The organism is Streptomyces sp. NPDC045022 (assembly GCF_056432605.1).
Genome location: NZ_JBWKIR010000014.1, coordinates 64632 through 86659, shown reverse-complemented (window position 1 = coordinate 86659; position 22028 = coordinate 64632). Strand labels below are relative to the sequence as shown.

Below are 22028 nucleotides of genomic sequence, written 5' to 3'. Positions count from 1 at the left end.
TGTCGACACAACCACTACACTGATCTCCATGGAGGACGAGGTCGATCGGCTGGTCGCAGCGTGGCGCCGGGAGCGCCCGGACCTCGACGTGGAGCCGCTGGAAGTACTCAGCCGGGTGAGCCGACTCGCCCGGCACCTGGACCGCGCGCGCCGGCTCGCCTTCGCCGAGCATCAGCTGGAGCCCTGGGAGTTCGATGTGCTGACCGCGCTCCGGCGCGCGGGCACGCCGTATCAGCTCTCCCCCGGCCAGCTACTGACCCAGACTCTGGTCACCTCGGGCACGATGACCAACCGGATCGACCGGCTCGCGAAGAAGGGCTTGGTGGAGCGGTTGCCCGACCCGAGCGACCGGCGCGGCGTGCTGGTCCGGCTGACCGGGACGGGCCGGGACCGCGCGGACCAGGCGCTGGCGGGCCTGCTGGACCAGGAGCGGGCGATCCTCGCCGAACTGTCCCGTGCCCAGCGCGCGGAACTGGCCGCGCTGCTACGCCAGTTGACCGCCCCGTTCGACAACATCCCCGGCTAGGTCGACCGGCCCGACCCCGGCCCGCCGGGCGAGGGCCACGGCGGCCAGGGTGGAGTGGACACCCAGCTTGCCGAGGACGTTCTGCATGTGGGTGCGCACGGTGTGCGGGGAGAGGAAGAGCCGCTCGGCGACCGCTTTCCGGCCGAGCCCGGCGACCATGCAGCGCAGCACCTCCCGCTCGCGGGGGGTGAGGGACTCCACCAGCCGTTCGCTCTCGCTGCGGTGCTTGCGCGCGGCCGTCAGCTCCTTGAGCACCCCGGTGAGCAGTGCGGGTGGCAGGTGGGTCTCGTCGCGCAGCACTCCGCGTATCACGGCCAGCAGCCGCGACAGTGAGCAGTCCTTGGCGACCCAGCCGGAGGCACCGGCCTGCAGGGCGAGCGCCGCGCGGCGCGGGTCGTCCTTCTCGGCGAGGACGACGATCCGCACCGCGGGCTGGGCGGCCCGGACCCCGGTGACGAGCGAGATACCGTCGACCAGACCCTCCTCGTCGCCCGCCTGCACAGGCACGGCCGGCCGCGCGCCGGGCAGCTTGCCGCCCAGGTCGGCGTCGACCAGGAGGACGTCGTAGCGGCGGCCCTCGGCGGCCGCGCGCTCCATACAGCGCAGCGCGGCCGGGCCACTGCCGGCGGCGGAGACGTCGACGTCGGGCTCGGCGGCCAGCGCGGCGGCGAGCGACTCGGCGAAGATGCGGTGGTCGTCCACGACCAGGACTCGGATACGAACCACGAAACCCCCTTCCCCAGGCTCCGCGTGGAGCAGGGGATACCCAAGGTCCGGAGAGCCCGGCGATCACCGGTCCGGAAGAGCCCGGAAAAGGCCCGGAGAACGACGACTCGCGCGGGTACGACACCCGGTGGGAGGAAAGCCCGCCGCGCGGCCGCCGCCGTCGCGGAAACTGTTACCCCCACCGCGGGCGCCGTACCCGCCTGTCTCGCCCCCTGATCAGCACCGGCCCCCACCGGTGCTGTTCCTCAGAGTACGGGTGGCAGCGGGCAGCGGAAGGTGATTCGCAGAACTGGCCGTCCGGTGCGTTTATGGTGTGCCGCATGTTTCGTATTGAGGCGGAAGTCGACAAGGACCGATGCGATCTCCTCCGTTCGCGGCTGCGGGACACCAACGCGGCGGCCTCCCCGGTGCTGGCGGCCCTGCGCGGCACACCCGGTGAACGCGAAGTCCCCCTCCACGTATGGGCACTGGACGCGACCGGCGACCTGGCCGGCGGCCTGGTCGGCCACACCTGGACGACCTGGCTGCACATCACCTACCTGTGGGTCGACACCCGCCACCGCGGCACGGGCCTAGGCTCCCGCCTCCTCGCCCGGGCCGAACGCATCGCCCGCACCGACCGCGACTGCACGGCGTCCCGCCTGGAGACCTGGGACTTCCAGGCACCGGAGTTCTACAAGAAGCAGGGCTACGAGGTGATGTGCGTGATCCCGGACTACCCCCCGGGGATCACGGAGTACACGCTGACGAAGGGCCTGAGCTGACGGGGGCTCACTCCGCCGGGGGCGGCGGCGGGTAGGGCGGACGAGGAGGGATCCGGGGCCTGGGCGGCCCCACCGGTGGCGGCGGCTGGGGCTCCATCGACCGCCGGGGGCGGGGCGCCGGCGGTCGATGGGTGAGGGGCGGGGCCGGAGCCGGAGGTGGCGGCGGGGGCGAAGGCGACTCGCCGTCCGCCGGCACCGGTCCGCCCGCCCGCAGCCGCTCGATGGTCTGCTCGGCCCGTCGGCGAGCCCGGGGGTCGTCGTCGCGCCGGAAAACGACGAGGAGCAGCCCCCGCCGGACCGCGTGGCTCGACAGCAAGTCGTAGCCGAGCGCGTGAGCGATCTCCTCTGCCCGGCGCCTCGCCGACGTCCCGAGCCGTATCTCGACCCGCCCCCGCCCGTCGAAGCGGGACCGGATCTCGTCGTCCTTCATCAGCCTTTCCCGTAGCGGGGCAGTTCCTCGGGAAAATTCCGGGGATTCCTGCACTCGGCCAGTTTGTAGGCGTGCTCGGTGAGCTGATAGGCGAAGTCGGTCAGGGCCTGGCCCAGAGCCGCTCCTGAAACCCTGCTCTTCCCGATCACACTGGCCTCCGCCACCAGCGCGCGGGGCCCGGAGGTACCGCCTTCCCCCGCGTCCTTCGGTTCGCAGGGCACATACACGGAAGCGAAGCCGTCGTCGGGGTCGACTTGTGCCAGGGCTGCCACGCAGCCCGCCGAAACCTGCACGACCTCGGTGCCCGAAAGGTTGCCGTAGCCGTCCTCCCACGCGGCTTTCGACGACTCCCGCAGATTGACCCGTGCTGACAGAATCGAGTCACTGCTGGTGGACACACGGCAGTCCAAGGAGAAGTCACGTCCGGCACCCTTGTGGTCCGCCCATTCGTCCGCCGCTCGCGCCCGCGGCAGAGTGCGGATGACGATATCCCGCTGCACGGACGACTCGCACACCTTGCCCGGGAGCAGGTCCAGCCCTTTCACGAGCTGCATCCGTGTGGAGTGCCGATCGGCCGCCCGGGCCTTCAGCTGCTCCCACTCCTGCCACGCCATGTGGCCTTCCCCGTGCCTGCCGGTGCCTAGTCGGCACCGTGGTGACGGGCATGAACACTACCCGGCCGGGCCAACTGGTCGGTCGCAGACGGTGGTTCATGCGTCGGCCCCGTACACAGGGTGTGTACGGGGCCGGTCGAGGGCGGGGTGGGGGTCAGTGGAGGCGGTGGGCGCCCGGGGACGGGACCGCCTCGAAGAGCCGAGGGGTCTTGTAGCCCGCTGCCGCGAAGGCCTCCTCGACGGCCTTCGTGAGGGTGTCCACCTCCGTCGCCTGGGTCAGGACGATCGCCGAGCCGCCGAAGCCGCCGCCGGTCATGCGAGCGCCGAGGGCGCCGGTGGCGAGGGCGGTGCCGACGACCAGGTCCAGCTCGGGGCAGGAGATACGGAAGTCGTCGCGGAGGGAGGCGTGGCCCTCGGTGAGGACGGGGCCGATCCCGCGGGTGTCGCCGGCGCGGAGCAGGTCCACGACGCGCTCGACCCGCTCGTCCTCCGTCACCACGTGCCGGACCAGGCGGATGACCTCCTCGTCGTCCCCCAGGCGGGCCAGGGCCGCGTCCAGGTCGGCGTGGGGGACGTCCCGCAGGGCGTCGACGCCGAGCAGGGCCGCGCCCTTCTCGCAGCCGGCCCGGCGCTTGCCGTACTCGCCGCCGCTGTGGGCGTGCTTGACCTGGGTGTCCACGACCAGCAGCCGCAGGCCCTCGGCCGCGAGGTCGAAGGGGATCTGCCGCTGGGACAGGTCACGGGTGTCGAGGAAGAGGGCGTGCCCGGATGAGCAGCAGGCCGACGCCGTCTGGTCCATGATGCCGGTCGGGGCGCCGACGTAGACGTTCTCGGCGCGCTGGCACAGGCGGGCCAGCTTCCAGCGCTGCAGGCCGAGGTCGTACAGGTCGTTGAGGGCCAGCGCGATCACCACCTCCAGAGCCGCGGAGGAGGACAGGCCGGCGCCGGTGGGGACCGTCGAGGACAGGTGGACGTCGGCCCCGGTCACCCCGTGGCCCGCCTCGCGCAGCGCCCAGACGACGCCCGCCGGGTATGCCGTCCAGGCGTCGTCGCTCCCGGGTGCGAGGTCGTCCAGCCGCAGCTCCACGACACCGCCCTCGATGTCTGCCGAGTGCAGGCGCAGCACGCCGTCCGCGCGGCGGGAGACGGCCGCCGTCGTCTGGTGCGGCAGCGCGAACGGCATGACGAAGCCGTCGTTGTAGTCGGTGTGCTCGCCGATCAGGTTGACCCGGCCCGGCGCCGCCCACACGCCCTCCGGCGCGGTCCCGTACAGCTCGGTGAAGCGCTCCGCGACCTGCTGTGCCCCCACTAGTGCTCCCTTGTGATGTGCTGCGCGAACTCCCACGCGTCCGCGACGATCCCCGTGAGGTCCGCGCGGGACGGGTTCCACCCCAGTTTCTCGCGGGCGGTGTCCGCGGAGGCGACCAGGACCGCGGGGTCTCCGCCCCGGCGCGGGGCGATCACCTCGGGAACCGGGTGGCCGGTGACCTCGCGGACGGTCTCGATGACCTCGCGGACGGAGAAGCCGCTGCCGTTGCCGAGGTTGCAGATCAGGTGCTCGCCCGGCCGGGCCGCCCGCAGGGCCAGCAGGTGGGCCTCGGCGAGGTCGGCGACGTGGATGTAGTCACGGACGCAGGTGCCGTCGGGGGTCGCGTAGTCGTCGCCGTAGACCGAGATCGCCTCGCGGCGGCCCTGGGCGACCTGGAGGACGAGCGGGATGAGGTGCGACTCGGGGTCGTGGCGCTCGCCGCAGGTGCCGTACGCGCCGGCCACGTTGAAGTAGCGCAGCGACACCGCGGCCAGTCCGTGGGCGTTCGCCTCGCCCGTGATCATGTGGTCGACGGCGAGCTTGGAGGCGCCGTAGGGGCTGGTCGGCTGTGTCCGGGCGGTCTCCACGATCGGGACCTGCTCGGGCTCGCCGTACGTGGCCGCCGTGGAGGAGAAGGCGAGCTTGCGGACGCCCGCCTCACGCATCGCGCCGAGCAGGGCCAGGCTGCCGGCCACGTTGTTGTCCCAGTACTTCTCCGGCTTCACCACCGACTCGCCGACCTGCGAGAACGCGGCGAAGTGCAGCACGCCGTCGTAGGAGGAGTCGAGCCACTTCGCGGCGTCGCGGATGTCGCCCTCGATGAAGGCCGCCCCGGCGGGCACTCCCGCGCGGAAGCCGGTGGAGAGGTTGTCGAGGACGGTGACCTCGTGGCCGGCCTCCAGCAGGTGCTGGGCCACGACACTGCCGACATAACCCGCGCCACCCGTCACCAGGTACTTCATGAACTCGCTACCTCTCGCAGTCGCTCGGCCGCGCGCTCCGGCGGCACGTCGTTGATGAACACGCTCATGCCGGACTCGGAACCCGCGAGAAACTTCAGCTTGCCGGAAGTGCGGCGGATGGTGAAAAGCTCGAGGTGGAGCGCGAAGTCGTCCCGCGTGACACCGTCGAACTCCTCCAGCGTGCCGAACGGGGCCTGATGCCAGGCCGCGATGTACGGCGTCGGAGGCTCACCCTGGCCGAAGATCCGGTCCAAGCGCCTCAAGAGTTCCAGATAGATCTGGGGGAATTCTGTGCGTGCCGCCTCGTCGAGCGCGAGCAGATCCGGGACACGGCGCTTCGGGTACAGGTGGATCTCGTACGGCCAGTGCGCCGCGTACGGCACGAAGGCCGCCCAATGTTCACCCTCAAGGACGACCCGCTCCCCGGCGAGTTCCCGCTCCAGCACCGCGTCGAACAGGTTCTCCCCGCCGGTGGCCTCCTTGTGGGCGGCGAGCGAGCGGAGCATCAGCGCGGTGCGGGGCGTGGTGAAGGGGTAGGCGTAGATCTGTCCGTGCGGGTGGCCCAGGGTCACACCGATCTCGGCACCGCGGTTCTCGAAACAGAACACCTGCTCGACGGAGGGCAGATGCGACAGCTCCGATGTGCGGTCCGTCCAGGCGTCCAGCACCAGCCGGGCCTGCTCGTCGGTGAGGTCGGCGAAGGAGGCATCGTGGTCGGAGGTGAAGCAGACGACCTCGCAGCGGCCGGAGTCGCCGGCGAGGGACGGGAACCGGTTCTCGAAGACCACGACGTCGTACGAGGAGTCGGGGATCTCGCTCAGCCGCTCACCCCGGGTGGGGCACAGGGGGCACTCGTCGGCCGGCGGGTGGTAGATGCGGCCCTGGCGGTGCGAGGCGATGGCGACCGAGTCGCCGAGCAGCGGGTCCCGGCGGACCTCGGACGTGGTGACCGTGCGGTCCAGCGGGCGGCGGTCGGCGGCGTCCCGCACGGTGTCGTCCCGAAGGTCGTAGTAGATCAGCTCACGACCGTCGGCCAGCCGGGTCGGGGTCTTCTTCACGCCGGACTCCTTGCTCGACACCCCGAGGGTCATCCCGAGGGACTTGTCCGCACCCAATCGCTCAACACAATCAAACATAACAGATCACAACTCGACAACACCTCGGTCGATCACAATCAAACAAAGAACACCAGCTGAAGTGTTCAAATACTGAACACGGCGGCGTAGGTTCCGCTCTGGATCAGTTCGCGCAACGAAGCGAGTTCTCATGCAAACCCCCACATACGCCCCCACCTTCTTGGCGGCGGAGCTACGGCTCCCCACCAACTGGCTGGACTACACGATCCTGGTGATCTACTTCGTCGTCGTCCTCGGCATCGGCTTCGCGGCCCGCCGCTCGGTGAAGACCAGCCTCGACTTCTTCCTCTCCGGACGCTCGCTGCCCGCCTGGATCACCGGCCTTGCCTTCATCTCCGCGAACCTGGCCGCCACCGAGATCCTCGGCATGGCCGCGAACAGCGCCCAGTACGGCGCCTACACCGTGCACTGGTACTGGATCGGCGCCATCCCCGCCATGGTCTTCCTGGGCCTGGTGATGATGCCCTTCTACTACGGCAGCAAGGTCCGCTCGGTCCCCGAGTTCCTGCTGCTGCGCTTCGACCGGGGCGCCCACCTGCTCAGTTCGATCCTGTTCGCCTTCGCCGCCATCCTGATCGCGGGCGTCAACCTCTACGCCCTCGCGATCGTCGTCGAGGCCCTCCTCGGCTGGCCGCAGTGGGTCGCCATCCTGGTCGCCGGCGCCTTCGTGCTCGCGTACATCACGCTCGGCGGTCTGTCCTCGGCGATCTACAACGAGGTGCTGCAGTTCTTCGTCATCCTCGCCGCCCTCATCCCGATCACCGTGCTCGGCCTGAAGAAGGTCGGCGGCTGGGGCGGCCTGACCGACAAGCTCACCGCCACCCACGGCGCCAACTTCACCACCGCCTGGGGCGGCACCGGCATCGGCAGCGTCAACCCTCTCGGCGCCAACTGGCTGACCATCGTCCTGGGCCTCGGCTTCGTGCTGTCCTTCGGTTACTGGACCACCAACTTCGCCGAGGTGCAGCGCGCCCTGTCCGCGAAGAACCTCTCCGCCGGACAGCGCACCCCGCTGATCGCCGCCTACCCGAAGATCTTCATCGTCTTCCTGGTGATGATCCCGGGCCTGGTCGCCGCCGCGCTCATCCCGAAGTTCGGCACCGCCGGCTCCGGCTACCAGTACAACGACGCCATCCCCTTGCTGATGCAGGAGCTGCTGCCCAACGGCGTGCTCGGCATCGCGGTCACCGGTCTGCTGGCGGCCTTCATGGCGGGCATGGCGGCGAACGTGTCGTCCTTCAACACGGTGTTCACCAACGACATCTGGGCCAAGTACGTGGTCCGTGGCCGCGAGGACACGTACTACGTCCGCTTCGGCCGCCTGATCACCGCGGTCGGCGTGGCCGCCTCCGTCGGCACGGCGTTCCTGGCGTCCTCGTTCTCGAACATCATGAGCTACCTGCAGACGCTGTTCTCCTTCTTCAACGTGCCGATGTTCGTGGTCTTCATCGTCGGCATGTTCTGGAAGCGCGCGTCCGCCAAGTCCGGCTTCTGGGGCCTGCTCGCGGGCACCGTGACGGCGATGGTCAACTACTTCGTGCTCTACAAGAAGGGCATCATCGGCATCCCGTCCGACCAGGGCGCCAACTTCGTCTCCGCCATCGCCGGCTTCGTCGCCGGCGCGGTCGTCATGTTCGCCGTGTCCCTGTTCACCAAGCCGAAGCCGGAGGAGGAGCTGCGGGGACTGGTGTACGGCACCCGCTCCCCCGGCATGTCCGAACCGCCCGCCAAGGGCGACGACGCCTGGTACCGCAAGCCCGCCCTGCTGGGCTGGGGCGCGATCATCCTGGCCGCCGCCTGCTACATCCCGTTCTCGCTCTGACCGCGGGAGGATGAGGAAACCATGACCGAGCACTCCGACCGCCACCACGAGCGCTTCCACTACTCCGAGGACGACGTCCAGCGGGAGGTCACCGAGCTGGAGGGCAAGTCCGCGACCGCGGCGCGGATCTTCGACCTGCGCCGCATCATCGGCGGCCTGTTCGTGGTCTACGGCATCATCGTCACGATCACCGGCATCACCGACTCCCAGTCCGCCATCGACAAGGCGCAGGGCGTCAACATCAACCTCTGGACCGGGATCGGCATGCTGCTGCTGGGCATCTTCTTCCTGGCCTGGCTGAAGCTCCGGCCCACCCCGCCGCCGCTTCCCCCGGCGAGCTTGCCGGAGGAGAAGGAGTAACCGCCGGCCGCCTTCCGGGCGCGGGCGCGTGGGGGCCGATCGCTCAGTCCGCACGCCCTTTCGGGGCGCTCGCGGCGGGCGCCGGTCCGGGGCCGGGGTCCGTTACGACTCCGGTCCCGGACCGCTGCGCAGGGAACCGGCCCGGTCCAGCAACCCCGTCCGCGCGGCCAGCGCCGCCGCCTCCAGCCGCGACCCCACCCCCAGCTTCATCAGCACCCGCTGCACATGCGTACGGGCGGTGCTCGACGCGATTCCCATCCCGGCCGCGATCAGCCGCGTGTCCTCCCCGTCGGCCACTCGCACCAGCACTTCCACTTCCCGCGGTGTGAGCATCTCCAGCAGCCGCTGCGCCTCGTCATCGGGCTGCGCGGCCGGATTGAGTAGCTCGCCGAACGCTCCCTGCAGCAACTGCGGCGCCACCGCCGCCTCCCCCGCCCGGGCCTTCATGATGGCCCGCTCGACGCCCTCGATCCGCTCGTCGTGCCGCACGTACCCCGCCGCGCCCGCCGCGAAGGCCGCCGCGATGCCCCGCGGGGACGGCACCGGGCCCAGCACCAGCACCGCCACCTGCGGCCGCTCCCGTTTGATCTTCACCACCGGGTCGAAGACCCCCGGCTCGGCCGGCGCCGCCGTACCCAGCAGGCACACCTCCGGCGCCCGCGCGATCACCAGGTCCGCCGCGCCCGCGGCCGGCGCCGCCGCCGCGAGCACCCGGTGCCCGCGCAGCTTCAACGCCGACGCCAGCGCCTCCGCGAGCAGGCGATGGTCGTCGACGACCATGAGCCGCACTCCCATCGAGCAACCCCCCAGTCCCCCCCATGGATGCCCCACTATGGACGCCCACCGGTCCGCAAGGACAGAGGGCCCCCCGGCACCTCGCCCTTCATGCCCCCGGAAGCTACACGCTTGTTCGACGTCGCGCTGCCCCTATGTGTGAGAAGTGCCCCGGATCGATGAAATCCGGGGCACTTCTCGGTAAGTCACCCATTCGGGCGAGGCGGGCGGCGCCGCCGGCGGTCCGTCAGCCGTCCGTGCCGAACGCCATCACCAGGTACTCCTTGCCGTACGTGGAGTCCGTCTTGTGGGCGAACACCGCCGACATGTAGAGGCGGCCCTGCGCGTAGAGGATCTCCGCGTACTCCGGCAGCAGGCCGGTCTCCCCGTCCCGGACGCTCCGCGTGGACGGGTTCTCCAGCAGCTTGGTCTCCTTGAAGCTGCCGCCGTCGATGCTGACGACCTGGCCGCCCTTGTCGTACGGCGGACGCTTGTAGGCGAGCAGGTTGCCGCCGTCCATGCGCAGCGGGGACAGCTCGTAGCCGTCACCGGCCTCGGCGCGCTGGCCGGTCTGCTTGCCGGTGCTGAGATCGAAGGCGATGATCTCGTTGGTCTTGCTGTACGACGCGCCCTTGCCGTCGTGCTCCTCGGTCGGCAGGTACAGCCTGCCGTTGCCGGCGACGATCTGCTTGCAGCCCTCGATACGGGTGATGCCGTCGCAGCGGCCCGCGTAGGTGTCACCGGGCGCCGAGATGCGGGTGAGCAGCTTGCCGGTCTTGCTGTCGATGGAGAAGTAGTCCGAGACGCCGCTGCCGTCGCCCGCGCTGTCGCCGACGTCGGCCGCCACCACCAGCGGGTCGGTGGAGACGATGGCGGCGTACTCGACGCCCGCCGGCATCTTGTACTCGGAGATCACCTTCCCGGTCTTGGGGTCGACGTTCTGGATGTGCAGCTGCCGGTTGTCGTAGGAGCCGCACTTGCGCACCGCGACCAGCTTGGTGCCGCCGCCGTAGCCGGCGTCGTAGCAGGTGTCGTCCGGCTTCGGCTGCCACAGCGACGCGCCGGAGTCGATGTCGAACGCGGCACCGCCGCTGCTGCTGCCCACCGCGACGGTGTGCTGAGCGACCGTCACATTCTGGAAGGTGAGCGCGTAGTCACCGGACTCGACCGTCTTCGTCCAGAGCCTCTTGCCCGCGTCGAGGTCGATCGCGGCGATCTCGCTGCAGCCCGCGGAGGAGTTCTTCGCGGGCATCTTCGGCTGGAAGACGATCGCCGTCTTGTTGTCCGAGGTGACGTGGCCGCTGGCCACGCACACCGGGCCGGGCAGCTTGAGCGTCCACAGCTTGGTGCCCTTGACGGGGTCGTAGCCGACGATCTCGGCGATGCCGCTCTTGGCGTACACCTTGTCCGTGAGCCACGAGCCCGAGGTGACGACCGTGTCGTCCGTCTTGGGCAGCGGGACCTGGAGCAGCACATGGGAGGCGGGGTCGGCCGGCACCTTCTCCTTGCCGCCGGTCGACGTGCCGCCGGAGCCGCCCGAACCGCCGGAGCCACCGGTGCCGTTCTTGCCGCCCGTACCGCCGCTGGAGGAGGCCGTGTCGTGCTTCTTGCCGTCGTCCCCGGAGGACTTGGCGTACCAGAAGCCGCCGCCGGCGATCAGCGCGATGGCGACGACGGCCGCGACGACGATGAACAGCACGGTGTTGTTCCGCCCGCCGCCGCTCTGCCCCGGCTGGGGCTGCATCGGCACGGTCGGCGGCTGGCCCGGGTAGCCGTAGCCCGGCTGCACGGGCTGCACGGGCTGGGTCGGCTGGGCGTAGGGGTTCTGCGGGGCGCCGTAGCCGGGAGGCTGCTGGCCGTAGGCCGGGGGCTGGGCGGCGGCCGGGGGCTGCGTGGCGTACGGGTTCTGCTGCGCCCCCGGGTAGCCGTAGCCGGGCTGGGGCTGCGGCGGCTGGGGAGCGGGGGCGGCCTGCGGGTAGCCGTATCCGGGCTGGGGCTGCGGCGGCTGCGGAGCGGGGGCGGCCTGCGGGTAGCCGTATCCGGGCTGTGGCGCCTGCGCGGCCGGGGGCACGGGCGGGGCGGCCGGGGGTGTCGGCGGCTGGTCCTGCGGGTTCTGCGGGCTCGGGGGGCCGAAGCCACCCTGCTGCGGGGGCTGGTTCGGTGGCGGAGGGGGCGGCTGGGTCATGGGAGCGGATACCTCGGCGAAACTCTGAAGGCCGTACGGCGGACGGGACTCGGGACTCGGGACTCTGTGCGAAGGGGCGTGCGCCGGGCTCAGTTGCCGAAGGCCATCATCAGCTTCTCCTTGGAGTCGTCTCTGCCGGACAGCCGGCCGGCGGAGATGTAGAACCGCCCGTCGACCCAGTCGACGGCACCGTCGTAGAAGGTGCCCTCGATGTCGGCGGTGCCCTGCGGGTTCTGCAGCAGCCGGGTGCTCTTGTGGGAGGAGCCGGTGACCGGGATCGAGACCACCTGCCCGCCCGCGTCGTACGACGGCTGCACATACGCGATGAGCTTGCCGCCCTCGACCTTCACCGGGGCCATCGGTTCGTCCACCGGGGACTTGGCCCGCCACTTCGCCTTGCCGTCGGCGAGGCTGATCGCGACGATCTCGTTGGCGCTGCTGAGGGCGTCCGTGGGCAGGTAGAGCGTGTCGGCGTCGACCGCCACCCCCTGGCAGCCCTGCAGGTCGCGTTCGAGGATCGCCCAGCCGCAGCGGGGGGCGAACTTCTCGTTGACCTTGACCTCGGAACGGCGCCTGCCGTCCTTGGTGAACGTGGAGATGTTCCAGGCCTTCTTGTCCTGGTTGGTCAGGTAGACCACGAGCGGGTCGACGGAGTACGTCCGGGCGACCCGCCAGCCCTTCGTGACCGGCTGGGTCCACCTCACCTTGCCGGTGCCCGGAACGAGTTCCTGGATCTCGTCGTGCTCCTTGTCCGTGCCGGCCGCGCAGGAGGCCACCTGGATCAGCCGGCCGGTGCCGCCCGCGTACGCGGTCGGGAAGCAGGCCGCGCCGTACTTCTTCTTGTCGTACAGCTTCTTGCCGCTGTCGATGTCGTACGCCGTGCCCGACTGCGAACGACTCACCATCAGCGTCTTGCCGCTCACGGTGAGTTCGACGTTGAGCGCGCTGTCGAACAGCCCGCCGTCGGCCACCTCGCCGCTCCAGCCCTTCTCGCCCGTCTCCAGGTCGATCTGCTGGAGCTGGTTGCACTTGGCACGGTCGCCGGCGCCGCTCATGTACGCCACGACGATCTTGCCGTCGGCCGACTGCCGCGAGGTGGACGCGCAGATCTTCTGCGGGAAGTCGATCGGGCCCCAGGCGGTCTCGCCGTCGGCGACGCCGAAGGCGAAGACCTGCTTGTACGCCGCCTTCACGGCGGTCTTGCCGGTGATCCACATGCCGGGCGCGTCGGCACCGGAGCCCGGGGCGTCCGGGGCCGGCTTGTACCAGAGCACCTTCGCCTCACCGGCCTGCCGGCCCTCGTTGAGGTTCTCGGGGTCGTCGCCGCCGGTGCCGCCCCCCGATGTGGTCGGCGTCGGGGAGGCGGAGTGCTTGCCGTCGTCGCTCTGCTGGGCGACGGGCTTCTTCTTGCCGCCGTCGTCGCCGCTGGTCACCGCGTACACGGTGCCGCCGATGACGAGCAGCGCGGCCACCGCGGCACCGATGATCAGCGCCGGCTTCGCCTTGGAGGCCGACTTGCCCTCGAGGGGCGCGCCGGGCGCGCCCGGGTACGGCGGCTGCTGCGCGTATCCGTAACCGGGCTGCGGTGCCGCCCCGTAGGGGCCCGGCTGCTGCGGCTGCTGCTGCGGATAGCCGTAGGGGCCCGGGGTGCCGGGCGCGGCGGGAGCACCGTACGGGCCCGGCTGCTGGGGGTAGCCGTAGCCGGGCTGGGGCTGCGGGGGGCCGGCGGGCGGCGGGGGCGTGGCGGGCGCGCCGAAACCGCCCTGCGCCGGGGGCGTCTGCGGGGCGCCGAATCCACCGCCCTGCGGCGGCTGGTCCTGCGGCGGTTGGCCCTGCGGCGGTTGGCCCTGCGGCGCTCCGAAGCCGCCCTGCGGCGGCTGGTTGGGCGGCTGAGTCATCAGCGCTCTTCCCCCTCGTTCACTGATTTTTAGCCACGCCCTGAGGTTCGTGACGGACCCAAGGTCGTACTCAGACAGTTCTCAGACGGCTCTTTCTATCACCCGGTGCTGACAGCGCACGGTTCCGCGTCCGCCGCTGTTCCCAACGGAGAACCGGCCCGTGATACCGCCGTTACGCGCCTTCACGCCCCCTTCACGCGGCGCACGCGCCCCCTGCCTGAGCCGGATGAACGGTCAGGCGTCCTCCGCCAGTTCCAGCCAGCGCAGCTCCAGTTCCTCGCGCTCCCCGGCGAGGTCCCGCAACTGGGCGTCCAGTTCGGCCACCTTGGCGAAGTCGGTGGCGTTCTCGGCGATCCGGCCGTGCAGCTTGGACTCCTTCTCGGAGACCTTGTCCAACTGCCGCTCGATCTTCTGGAGTTCCTTCTTGGCGGCGCGCTGGTCGGCGGCGCTCTTCTCCTGGGAGACCGGCTTGGGCGTCGCGGCGGCGGCCTGCGCGGCGACCGTCTCCTCCATACGCCGGCGCCGCTCCAGGTACTCGTCGATACCGCGCGGCAGCATCCGGAGCGTGCCGTCGCCGAGCAGGGCGAAGACCCGGTCCGTGGTGCGCTCGACGAAGAACCGGTCGTGGGAGATGACGATCATCGAGCCGGGCCAGCCGTCGAGGACGTCCTCGAGCTGGGTGAGGGTCTCGATGTCGAGGTCGTTGGTGGGCTCGTCGAGGAAGAGGACGTTGGGCTCGTCCATGAGGAGGCGCAGCAGCTGGAGCCGGCGCCGCTCACCGCCGGAGAGATCCCCCACCGGCGTCCACTGCTTCTCCTTGTTGAAGCCGAACGTCTCGCACAGCTGTCCCGCGGTCATCTCGCGCCCCTTGCCCAGGTCGACGCGCTCGCGGACCTGCTGCACGGCCTGCAGGACCCGCCAGGTGGGGTCGAGTTCGGCGACCTCCTGGGAGAGGTAGGCCAGTTTGACCGTCCTGCCGACGGCGATGCGCCCACCGGCCGGCTGCGCCTCCCCCTCGGTGCGCGCCGCATCGGCCATGGCCCGCAGCAGCGAGGTCTTGCCGGCGCCGTTGACGCCCACCAGACCGACGCGGTCACCGGGACCGAGCTGCCAGGTGACGTGCTTGAGGAGCACCTTCGGACCGGCCTGGACGGTGATGTCCTCGAGGTCGAACACGGTCCTGCCGAGGCGCGAGGAGGCGAACTTCATCAGCTCGCTGCTGTCCCGGGGCGGCGGCACGTCCGCGATCAGCTCGTTGGCGGCCTCGACCCGGAAGCGCGGCTTGGACGTACGGGCGGGGGCGCCGCGCCGCAGCCAGGCCAGTTCCTTGCGGACCAGGTTCTGCCGCTTGGTCTCCTCGGTGGCGGCGATCCGCTCACGCTCGGCCCGCGCGAAGACGTAGTCGGAGTAGCCGCCCTCGTACTCGTAGACGTCGCCGCGCTGCACGTCCCACATGCGGGTGCAGACCTGGTCGAGGAACCACCGGTCGTGCGTCACGCAGACCAGCGCCGAGCGCCGGTTGCGCAGGTGTTCCGCGAGCCAGGCGATGCCCTCGACGTCGAGGTGGTTGGTGGGCTCGTCGAGGACGACCAGGTCCTGTTCCTCGATGAGCAGCTTGGCGAGCGCGATCCGGCGCCGCTCACCGCCGGACAGCGGCCCGATGACGGTGTCGAGCCCCTTCGGGAAGCCGGGCAGGTCCAGCCCGCCGAACAGCCCGGTCAGTACGTCCCTGACCTTGGCGTTGCCGGCCCACTCGTGGTCGGCCATGTCGCCGATGACCTCGTGCCGGACGGTGGCGGTGGGGTCGAGGGAGTCGTGCTGGGTCAGCACGCCCAGGCGCAGCCCGCCGGAGTGGGTGACCCGCCCGGTGTCGGCCTCCTCCAGCTTGGCGAGCATCCGGATGAGGGTGGTCTTGCCGTCGCCGTTGCGTCCGACGACCCCGATCCGGTCCCCTTCCGACACACCGAGCGAGACGCCGTCCAGCAGGGCACGGGTGCCGTACACCTTGGTGACGTTCTCGACATTGACCAGGTTGACGGCCATTTCACTCCTGTGCGCGGGGCTGTATCGATGTGCGGCTCCGCCGCGTGGGTCAGCCTTCTAGCCTAGGGCCTCGCGGGCAGGCGGCGGAGCGCGCGGGGGTGGTCACTCTCTGTGAGACGCACCGGACCGTCATCGCTCCTCGGGCCGGCGACATCCTCCAGGGCCCTCAGACCACCGTCGCCCCCGGTACCGGGCCCGCCGCCGTCCGGACCGACCGGCAGGTGCCCGACTCCCGCAGTGCCCGCGCCACCTTCTGCGCCGACTCTGCCTCGCGCGCGAGGAAGGCCGTCGTCGGCCCGGAACCGGACACCAGAGCGGTCAGCGCGCCCGCCGTCCGCCCCGCGGCCAGCGTGTCGGCCAGCTCCGGGAAGAGGGACAGGGCGGCCGGCTGCAGGTCGTTGGTGACGGACGCCGCCAATGCGTCCGGATCGCCCTTGGCGAGCGCCCGCAGCAGCTCCTCGGAGGCGATCGGCTCGGGGATGTCACGCCCCTCGGCGAGCCGGTCGAACTCGCGGAAGACCGCCGGGGTGGAAAGGCCCCGTCCCGCCATCGCGAACACCCAGTGGAAGGTGCCGCCGACCTCGAGGGCGGTCAGCCGCTCGCCGCGCCCGACGCCGAGGGCCGCCCCACCCACCAGGCTGAACGGGACGTCGCTGCCCAGCTCGGCGCAGATGGCGAGGAGTTCGGCGCGGGAGGCGCCGGTGCCCCACAGCGTGTCGCAGGCGAGCAGTGCGCCCGCGCCGTCCGCGCTGCCGCCCGCCATGCCGCCGGCGACCGGGATGTCCTTGGCGATGTGGATGTGCACGGCCGGTTCGATGCCCCGCCGCGCGGCGAGCGCGATCGCCGCGCGCGCGGCGAGGTTGGTGCGGTCCAGGGGGACCTGGCCGGCGTCCGGACCCTCACAGGTGACACGCAGTTCGCCGGCCGGGGTGACGGTGACCTCGTCGTGGAGGCCGACGGCGAGGAAGACGTTGGCGAGGTCGTGGAAGCCGTCGGGGCGGGCGGCGCCGACCGCGAGCTGGACATTGACCTTGGCGGGGACGCGGACCGTGACGCTCACTGCTGACCGGGCTCCTTGGTGTGCGGGCGTTGTCGACGGTGCTCGGCGGCGCCGGGCGCTGTCCGGCACCGTCCGGCGCTACTCGGCGTGCCGGGCGTTCTCGGTAATGCGGGCGAACTCCTCGACCGTCAGCGACTCGCCGCGCGCCTGCGGTGAGATTCCGGCGGCGACCAGGGCCGCCTCGGCGGCCGCGGCGGACCCGGCCCAGCCGGCGAGCGCCGCCCGCAGGGTCTTGCGGCGCTGTGCGAAGGCCGCGTCGATCACCGCGAAGACCTGTTTCCTGGAGGCCGTCGTCTTGATCGGCTCGGCCCGCCGGACGAGGGAGACCAGCCCGCTGTCGACGTTCGGCGCGGGCCAGAAGACGTTGCGGCCGATGGCGCCGGCCCGCTTGACGTCGGCGTACCAGTTGGCCTTGACCGACGGCACGCCGTACACCTTGGAGCCGGGCGGGGCCGCGAGCCGGTCGGCGACCTCGGCCTGCACCATCACCAGCGTCCGCTCGATGCCCGGGAAGGTGTCGAGCATGTGCAGCAGCACCGGCACGGCGACGTTGTACGGCAGGTTCGCCACCAGGGCGGTCGGTCCGGGACCGGGCAGCTCGGTGACGTGCATGGCGTCGGTGTGGACCAGCGTGAACCGGTCGGCGCGCTCCGGCATGCGCGCCGTGATGGTCGCGGGCAGCGCGGCGGCCAGCACGTCGTCGATCTCGACGGCGGTGACCCGGTCGGCGACCTCCAGCAGCCCGAGGGTGAGGGAGCCGAGCCCGGGGCCGATCTCGACGACCACGTCGTCGGGACGGACCTCGGCGGTCCGGACGATGCGGCGGACGGTGTTGGCGTCGATCACGAAGTTCTGGCCGCGCTGCTTGGTGGGACGGACACCGAGCGCGGCCGCGAGTTCGCGGATGTCGGCCGGACCGAGGAGGGCGTCGGGGTGGGGGCTGCTCACGGGACAAGGGTACGGGGGTGGGACCGGCCGGTTCGCCAGGTCCCCGCCGCCGCGGCCGGGCGCTGGGCGGCTTCCGCTCTCCCGCCCCGGTGAGCTGCGCCGCGGCCATCCGTGCCGCCCGTGGTTCCTGCGGGCCCTCGTCGCCCGGAGATCCCGGGCCCTGTGAGGCACCGGGGGAAAGGCCCTAGCCGTGCAAGCGCGCCCCGCAGTGCGGCCAGGGGGCCGCCCCCCGGCTCTGGTACAGCTTCTTCGCACGGAGGGTCTGCTCGGCTGCGGGGGCGTCCTGCGGACGTCCGCTGCCGCCGAGGCTGTGCCAGGTGCGCGTGTCGAACTGGTAGAGCCCGCCGTACGTCCCCGAGGAGTCGACCGCGTGCGGGCGGCCGCCGGACTCGCAGGCGGCGAGGCCGCGCCAGTTCAGGTGGTCGGCGCCCTGCACCGAGAGCGGCAGCGGCTTGGTGCCCACCTTCACCACCTGGTTGCGCGGCCGGCGCACCAGCTCGGTCCTCTCGCGGCGCGGCTTCTGCCGGACCCCGTTGACGGTGCGCACGAGGTAGATGGTCCGCCGCAGTCCGGGCCGGCCGGGCTCGGTGACGACCTCGGTGCCTTTGAAGAGGGCGGGGTCCGCCATCCACTCGGTCTCGTACGGGATCTGCTCCTCGTGGATCTCCCGGATGCCGCTCACCCGCAGCACGGTCACCGTCTGTCCGTCGCGCGGGAAGCTGTCGGGCGGGACGGAGATGGTGTCCTGGCCGCGCAGGGTGATCCCGGCCTCCTGGACCACCTCGCGGACGGTGGCCGCGTTGGTGCGGACGGTGCGGGTCCGGCCGTCCGCCATGATCGTCACGGCGCGCTCGGTACGCACGTCCAGCGCGAGCCCGGCGCGTCCGATGCTCCGGGACCGCGAGACGGACAGGTACGCGCCTTCCGCGCGCACGCCCAGCTCGTCCAGCGCCCCTTCCACCGTGTGCGCCGTCGTCCAGACCTCGCGCCGCCGGCCGTCCAGCGTGAGCCGTACGGGGCGCCCGTAACGCACGGCGACCTCGTCACCGCTGGCGAGCGCCGTGCCGCGGGTAGGCGCGATCACGTCGTGCGCGCCCACGGGTACGCCCTCCTCGGCGAGCAGTTCACCCACGTCGTCGGCGAAGGTGTGCAGGGTGCGCTGCCTGCCGTCGACGCTCAGTTCGATCGCCTTGTCCTGGGCGACGAACGCGGTGGTACCGCCGGCCAGGAAGGCCACGACCAGGGCCTGCGGCAGCAGGCGGCGCACGGCGGACTCCGGGCGCTCGGCGTAGCGCGCCCTGCGCCGGCGCAAGGCGCGCCCACCGAGTTCGGCCGCCGCCGTGGTGACGGCGGACGCGACATGCTCGTGCGCCTGCGCCGTGTGCGCACCATCGCCGCGCACATCCCCGGCGTGCCCGCCGTCCTCACCCGCGCCACCGGCGCGCACATCGAGTTCGCGGGTCGCGTCGGCCGGCACGCTCACGCTCTGTCGCGGCAACACCGGCTGCGTCGCCTCGTACGCGGGCCGGTACGTGTCCTCGTACGCGGGCCGGTACGTGTCCTCGTACGCCACTCCGTACGCCAGCGTCTGCGCGTCGTGCATGCCGGGACACGTGCCGCCGGGCGGGCCGGGCGGCACGGTGTAGGGGCCGTACGCCTCATAGGTCTCGTACTGCGACTTGCTCACGCCGACACGCTCCAGAAGGCCAGAGGGGTCCGGATCGGGCCCCCAGAACCTAGCGGAGCGCCGGTCACTCTCCAAAGCGGCACGACTACGCTCGGTGGTGCTCGACAGGTGGTGCTCGACATCGGGCCCGGGCCCGGCGGCGTCATCGGCTGGTTACGCCCGGCGCGCGGTCAGTAGCCGAAGGCGCGGGCGGTGTTCGCGCCCAGCGCCGTCGCCAGCGCGTCTTCGTCGATGCCGCGCACGGCGGCCATCGCGCGCACCGTGACCGGAACGAGATACGGCGCGTTGGGCCGTCCGCGGTACGGTGCCGGGGTCAGGAACGGCGCGTCGGTCTCCACGAGGACCAGTTCCAGCGGGGCGACGGCGAGCGCGTCCCGCAGATTCTGGGCGTTCTTGAAGGTGACGTTGCCGGCGAAGGACATGAAGTAGCCCTCGCGGGCACAGATCCCGGCCATCTCGGCGTCGCCGGAGTAGCAGTGGAAGACGGTGCGCTCGGGGGCGCCCTCCTCCTTCAGGACGCGCAGGACGTCGGCGTGGGCGTCACGGTCGTGGATGACGAGCGCCTTGCCGTGCCGCTTGGCGATCTCGATGTGGGCGCGGAAGGAGCGCTCCTGCGCCGCCTTGCCCTCGGGGCCGGTGCGGAAGTGGTCCAGCCCCGTCTCGCCGACGCCCTTCACCTGGGGCAGCGCGGCCAGCCGGTCGATCTCGGCGAGGGCCGCGTCGAGCGCCGCGTCCCCGCCCGGCTCGCGGGCGCCCTGCCGCGACCAGCCGTCCGGGTCCCCGTGGACGATGCGCGGGGCCTCGTTGGGGTGCAGGGCGACGGTCGCGTGGACGTTCTCGTACGCGGCGGCCGTCTCGGCGGCCCACCGCGAGCCCTTGATGTCGCAGCCGACCTGGACGACCGTCGTCACGCCCACCGACGCGGCCTTGGCCAGGCCTTCTTCGATCGGGCCGGACTGCATGTCGAGGTGGGTGTGGGAGTCGGCGACGGGCACCTGGAGGGGTGCCGGGAGCGGCGGCGCCGCGTTCTTGTCGTCCTTGGCGTTCCGGCCGGCGTTCGAAGGCATGCCCCGATCCTACGAAAGGGGCATGCCCTCGACGGCCGGCGATCCGCTCAGCTCGCCCTGCGCTGGAACGGGTGCAGGAGATCGGACAGGTGCCAGTGGTGCGGCTCCCTGGGCTGCGCGGGCGCCTCAGGCACCTCGACCGGGCCCGCCTGCGGTACGCGGTGCCGGTGCCGCTCCGCGGCGCCGCGCACCGACGACACCTGCCCCGCGCGCATGATCCGCACGACGTGGCCGTCGCAGTTCTGGCAGCCGGGCCGGCTCAGCGGCGACGGCACGATCCGGCCGTCGGCCACGTACCGCACGAACTCCTGCCCGTCGGCGTCGGTGTGGTGCTCTATCTCGTACGACTGCTCCCAGCCGTGCCCGCAGCGCATGCAGGCGAACGAATACGACTCGTGAACGACGGCTGTGGCCGTACCGTGGAGGCCCGTCCGCCCTGCGATCTCACTCATGCCGGCTCCTCTTGTCCGCTGGACAAGCACCCGGGCGCGGGGATTCCCCCGAACCCACTGGGGTGAGGGACGGGTGCGTCCCTTCGACCAGTGGACTCTCCCGCCGACGCGAACGCAGCAGGGCTGTCGAGTGTTGGAGGCGATTTGAGGGTTCCTTGCAGAAACCACCCTCGTCCGGCCCACCGGGCTTTGCTTTCGGCGACAGCCTTTTGCCCTCCCATGGGGCGTCCGCTCAACCGTGAACGCCCCTGCTCAGAGGGCGTGTTCACACCGGCCACAGCAAGCCCGGAAGGGGCGCGGCCCCGCCTCACCCACCGGCACTCTTGGCCGCGACCCCGCCTCACCCACCGGCACTCTTGGCCGCGGCCCCGCCTCACCCACCGGCACTCTTGGCCGCGGCCCCGCCTCACCCACCGGCACTCTTGGCCGCGACCACGGCATCGAACACCACCCTCTTCGGCACCCCCGCCTCCACCGCCACGGCGGCGATCGCCTCCTTGCGGCGCTCGCCGGCCTCCTCGCGCACCCGTACCCGCCGGACCAGCTCCCCCGCGTCGAGTTCCCCGGGCCCGGGCGCGGGGGCACCCTCGACCACGACGGTGATCTCCCCGCGGACGCCCTCCGCGGCCCACCGCGCCAGCTCGGCCAGCGGGCCGCGCCGTACCTCCTCGTACGTCTTGGTCAGCTCGCGGCAGACGGCGGCCCGCCGCTCGGCGCCGAAGACCTCGGCCATGGCGGCGAGGGTGTCGTCGAGCCGGTGCGGGGCCTCGAAGTAGACGAGCGTCCGCCGCTCGTCCGCGACCTCCCGCAGCCGGGACAGCCGCTCGCCCGCCTTGCGCGGCAGGAAGCCCTCGAAGCAGAACCGGTCGACGGGCAGCCCGGACAGGGCGAGTGCGGTGAGCACGGCGGACGGCCCGGGCACGGCGGTGACCCGGATGTCCTTCTCCACGGCGGCCGCGACCAGCCGGTACCCCGGGTCGGAGACGGACGGCATCCCGGCGTCGGTCACGAGCAGCACGCGCGCGCCGCCGAGGAGCAGCTCGACCAGTTCCGGTGTGCGGGCGGACTCGTTGCCCTCGAAGTACGACAGCACGCGGCCCTTGGGCGTCACGCCCAGCGCCTGGGTGAGCCGGCGCAGCCGCCGGGTGTCCTCGGCGGCGACCACGTCGGCGCCGGCCAGCTCCTCGGCCAGCCGGGGCGGCGCGTCCGCGGTGTCGCCGATGGGGGTACCTGCGAGGACAAGGGTTCCAGTCACACCCCCATCC

The 22028-nt window shown here is 71.7% G+C and carries 19 protein-coding genes; 4 read left to right on the top strand and 15 right to left on the bottom strand.

Annotated features, from left to right (window positions below; genetic code table 11):
- Nucleotides 1-28 precede the first annotated feature (28 nt).
- On the top strand, nt 29-526 hold the full coding sequence (gene tamR / locus AC07C1_RS24590) for a MarR family transcriptional regulator TamR (protein ID WP_478942237.1): 498 nt from the start codon (nt 29-31) through the stop codon (nt 524-526).
- Here the strand turns inward: tamR and AC07C1_RS24585 are convergent.
- Nucleotides 485-1252, bottom strand: coding sequence for a LuxR C-terminal-related transcriptional regulator (locus tag AC07C1_RS24585; protein ID WP_478942235.1), 768 nt, complete (start codon nt 1250-1252; stop codon nt 485-487). The two genes, tamR and AC07C1_RS24585, sit on opposite strands and share 42 nt — an antisense overlap.
- 308 nt (nt 1253-1560) lie before the next feature.
- Here AC07C1_RS24585 and AC07C1_RS24580 point away from each other — a divergent pair, with 308 nt between their 5' ends.
- Complete coding sequence (locus AC07C1_RS24580; RefSeq protein WP_478942234.1) at nt 1561-2016, top strand: GNAT family N-acetyltransferase; 456 nt, start codon at nt 1561-1563, stop codon at nt 2014-2016.
- Between the two features lie 429 nt (nt 2017-2445).
- Here AC07C1_RS24580 and AC07C1_RS24575 read toward each other — a convergent pair whose 3' ends face one another.
- The 4 genes from AC07C1_RS24575 to galT form a co-directional block, all read right to left on the bottom strand.
- Nucleotides 2446-3060 carry a hypothetical protein gene (locus AC07C1_RS24575; protein ID WP_478942232.1) on the bottom strand — a complete coding sequence of 205 codons (615 nt, stop codon included), beginning with the start codon at nt 3058-3060 and terminating at the stop codon, nt 2446-2448.
- A gap of 154 nt (nt 3061-3214) precedes the next feature.
- The gene (galK, locus tag AC07C1_RS24570) at nt 3215-4369 is read right to left on the bottom strand and encodes a galactokinase (RefSeq protein WP_478942230.1); all 1155 of its coding nucleotides are present in this window, start codon (nt 4367-4369) and stop codon (nt 3215-3217) included.
- Nucleotides 4369-5331 (bottom strand): UDP-glucose 4-epimerase GalE, encoded by a 963-nt coding sequence (galE, locus tag AC07C1_RS24565; protein WP_478942228.1) that lies wholly within the window; start codon nt 5329-5331, stop codon nt 4369-4371. Before galE ends, galK begins: the two co-directional genes overlap by 1 nt.
- Nucleotides 5328-6389, bottom strand: coding sequence for a galactose-1-phosphate uridylyltransferase (gene galT, locus AC07C1_RS24560; protein WP_478942226.1), 1062 nt, complete (start codon nt 6387-6389; stop codon nt 5328-5330). The genes galE and galT overlap by 4 nt, the downstream gene beginning before the upstream one ends.
- 208 nt (nt 6390-6597) lie before the next feature.
- Here galT and AC07C1_RS24555 point away from each other — a divergent pair, with 208 nt between their 5' ends.
- Together AC07C1_RS24555 and AC07C1_RS24550 are read left to right on the top strand one after the other, a co-directional pair.
- Nucleotides 6598-8289 carry a sodium:solute symporter family protein gene (locus AC07C1_RS24555; RefSeq protein ID WP_478942224.1) on the top strand — a complete coding sequence of 564 codons (1692 nt, stop codon included), beginning with the start codon at nt 6598-6600 and terminating at the stop codon, nt 8287-8289.
- Nucleotides 8290-8310: 21 nt separating this feature from the next.
- Nucleotides 8311-8649 carry a hypothetical protein gene (locus AC07C1_RS24550; protein WP_478942223.1) on the top strand — a complete coding sequence of 113 codons (339 nt, stop codon included), beginning with the start codon at nt 8311-8313 and terminating at the stop codon, nt 8647-8649.
- A gap of 102 nt (nt 8650-8751) precedes the next feature.
- Here AC07C1_RS24550 and AC07C1_RS24545 read toward each other — a convergent pair whose 3' ends face one another.
- The 10 genes from AC07C1_RS24545 to rsmI form a co-directional block, all read right to left on the bottom strand.
- Nucleotides 8752-9444: a helix-turn-helix transcriptional regulator gene (locus AC07C1_RS24545; protein ID WP_478942221.1), complete on the bottom strand. Its 693-nt coding sequence runs from the start codon at nt 9442-9444 to the stop codon at nt 8752-8754.
- A 226-nt stretch (nt 9445-9670) separates the two neighbouring features.
- On the bottom strand, nt 9671-11608 hold the full coding sequence (locus tag AC07C1_RS24540; RefSeq protein ID WP_478942219.1) for an outer membrane protein assembly factor BamB family protein: 1938 nt from the start codon (nt 11606-11608) through the stop codon (nt 9671-9673).
- Nucleotides 11609-11697: 89 nt separating this feature from the next.
- Nucleotides 11698-13506, bottom strand: a complete 1809-nt coding sequence (locus AC07C1_RS24535; RefSeq protein ID WP_478942217.1) for an outer membrane protein assembly factor BamB family protein — start codon at nt 13504-13506, stop codon at nt 11698-11700.
- A 234-nt stretch (nt 13507-13740) separates the two neighbouring features.
- The gene (locus AC07C1_RS24530; protein ID WP_478942215.1) at nt 13741-15549 is read right to left on the bottom strand and encodes an ABC-F family ATP-binding cassette domain-containing protein; all 1809 of its coding nucleotides are present in this window, start codon (nt 15547-15549) and stop codon (nt 13741-13743) included.
- Nucleotides 15550-15715: 166 nt separating this feature from the next.
- Entirely contained in the window at nt 15716-16609 is an 894-nt protein-coding gene (locus AC07C1_RS24525; protein WP_478942213.1) for a 4-(cytidine 5'-diphospho)-2-C-methyl-D-erythritol kinase, read from the bottom strand.
- 78 nt (nt 16610-16687) lie between these two features.
- Entirely contained in the window at nt 16688-17557 is an 870-nt protein-coding gene (rsmA, locus tag AC07C1_RS24520; protein ID WP_478942211.1) for a 16S rRNA (adenine(1518)-N(6)/adenine(1519)-N(6))-dimethyltransferase RsmA, read from the bottom strand.
- A 184-nt stretch (nt 17558-17741) separates the two neighbouring features.
- The gene (locus AC07C1_RS24515; RefSeq protein ID WP_478942209.1) at nt 17742-19244 is read right to left on the bottom strand and encodes a ubiquitin-like domain-containing protein; all 1503 of its coding nucleotides are present in this window, start codon (nt 19242-19244) and stop codon (nt 17742-17744) included.
- A gap of 170 nt (nt 19245-19414) precedes the next feature.
- Nucleotides 19415-20311 (bottom strand): TatD family hydrolase, encoded by an 897-nt coding sequence (locus AC07C1_RS24510; protein ID WP_478942207.1) that lies wholly within the window; start codon nt 20309-20311, stop codon nt 19415-19417.
- Nucleotides 20312-20358: 47 nt separating this feature from the next.
- The gene (locus tag AC07C1_RS24505; protein WP_478942206.1) at nt 20359-20763 is read right to left on the bottom strand and encodes a hypothetical protein; all 405 of its coding nucleotides are present in this window, start codon (nt 20761-20763) and stop codon (nt 20359-20361) included.
- A gap of 406 nt (nt 20764-21169) precedes the next feature.
- Nucleotides 21170-22018, bottom strand: a complete 849-nt coding sequence (rsmI, locus tag AC07C1_RS24500; protein WP_478942204.1) for a 16S rRNA (cytidine(1402)-2'-O)-methyltransferase — start codon at nt 22016-22018, stop codon at nt 21170-21172.
- Between the last annotated feature and the right edge of the window lie 10 nt (nt 22019-22028).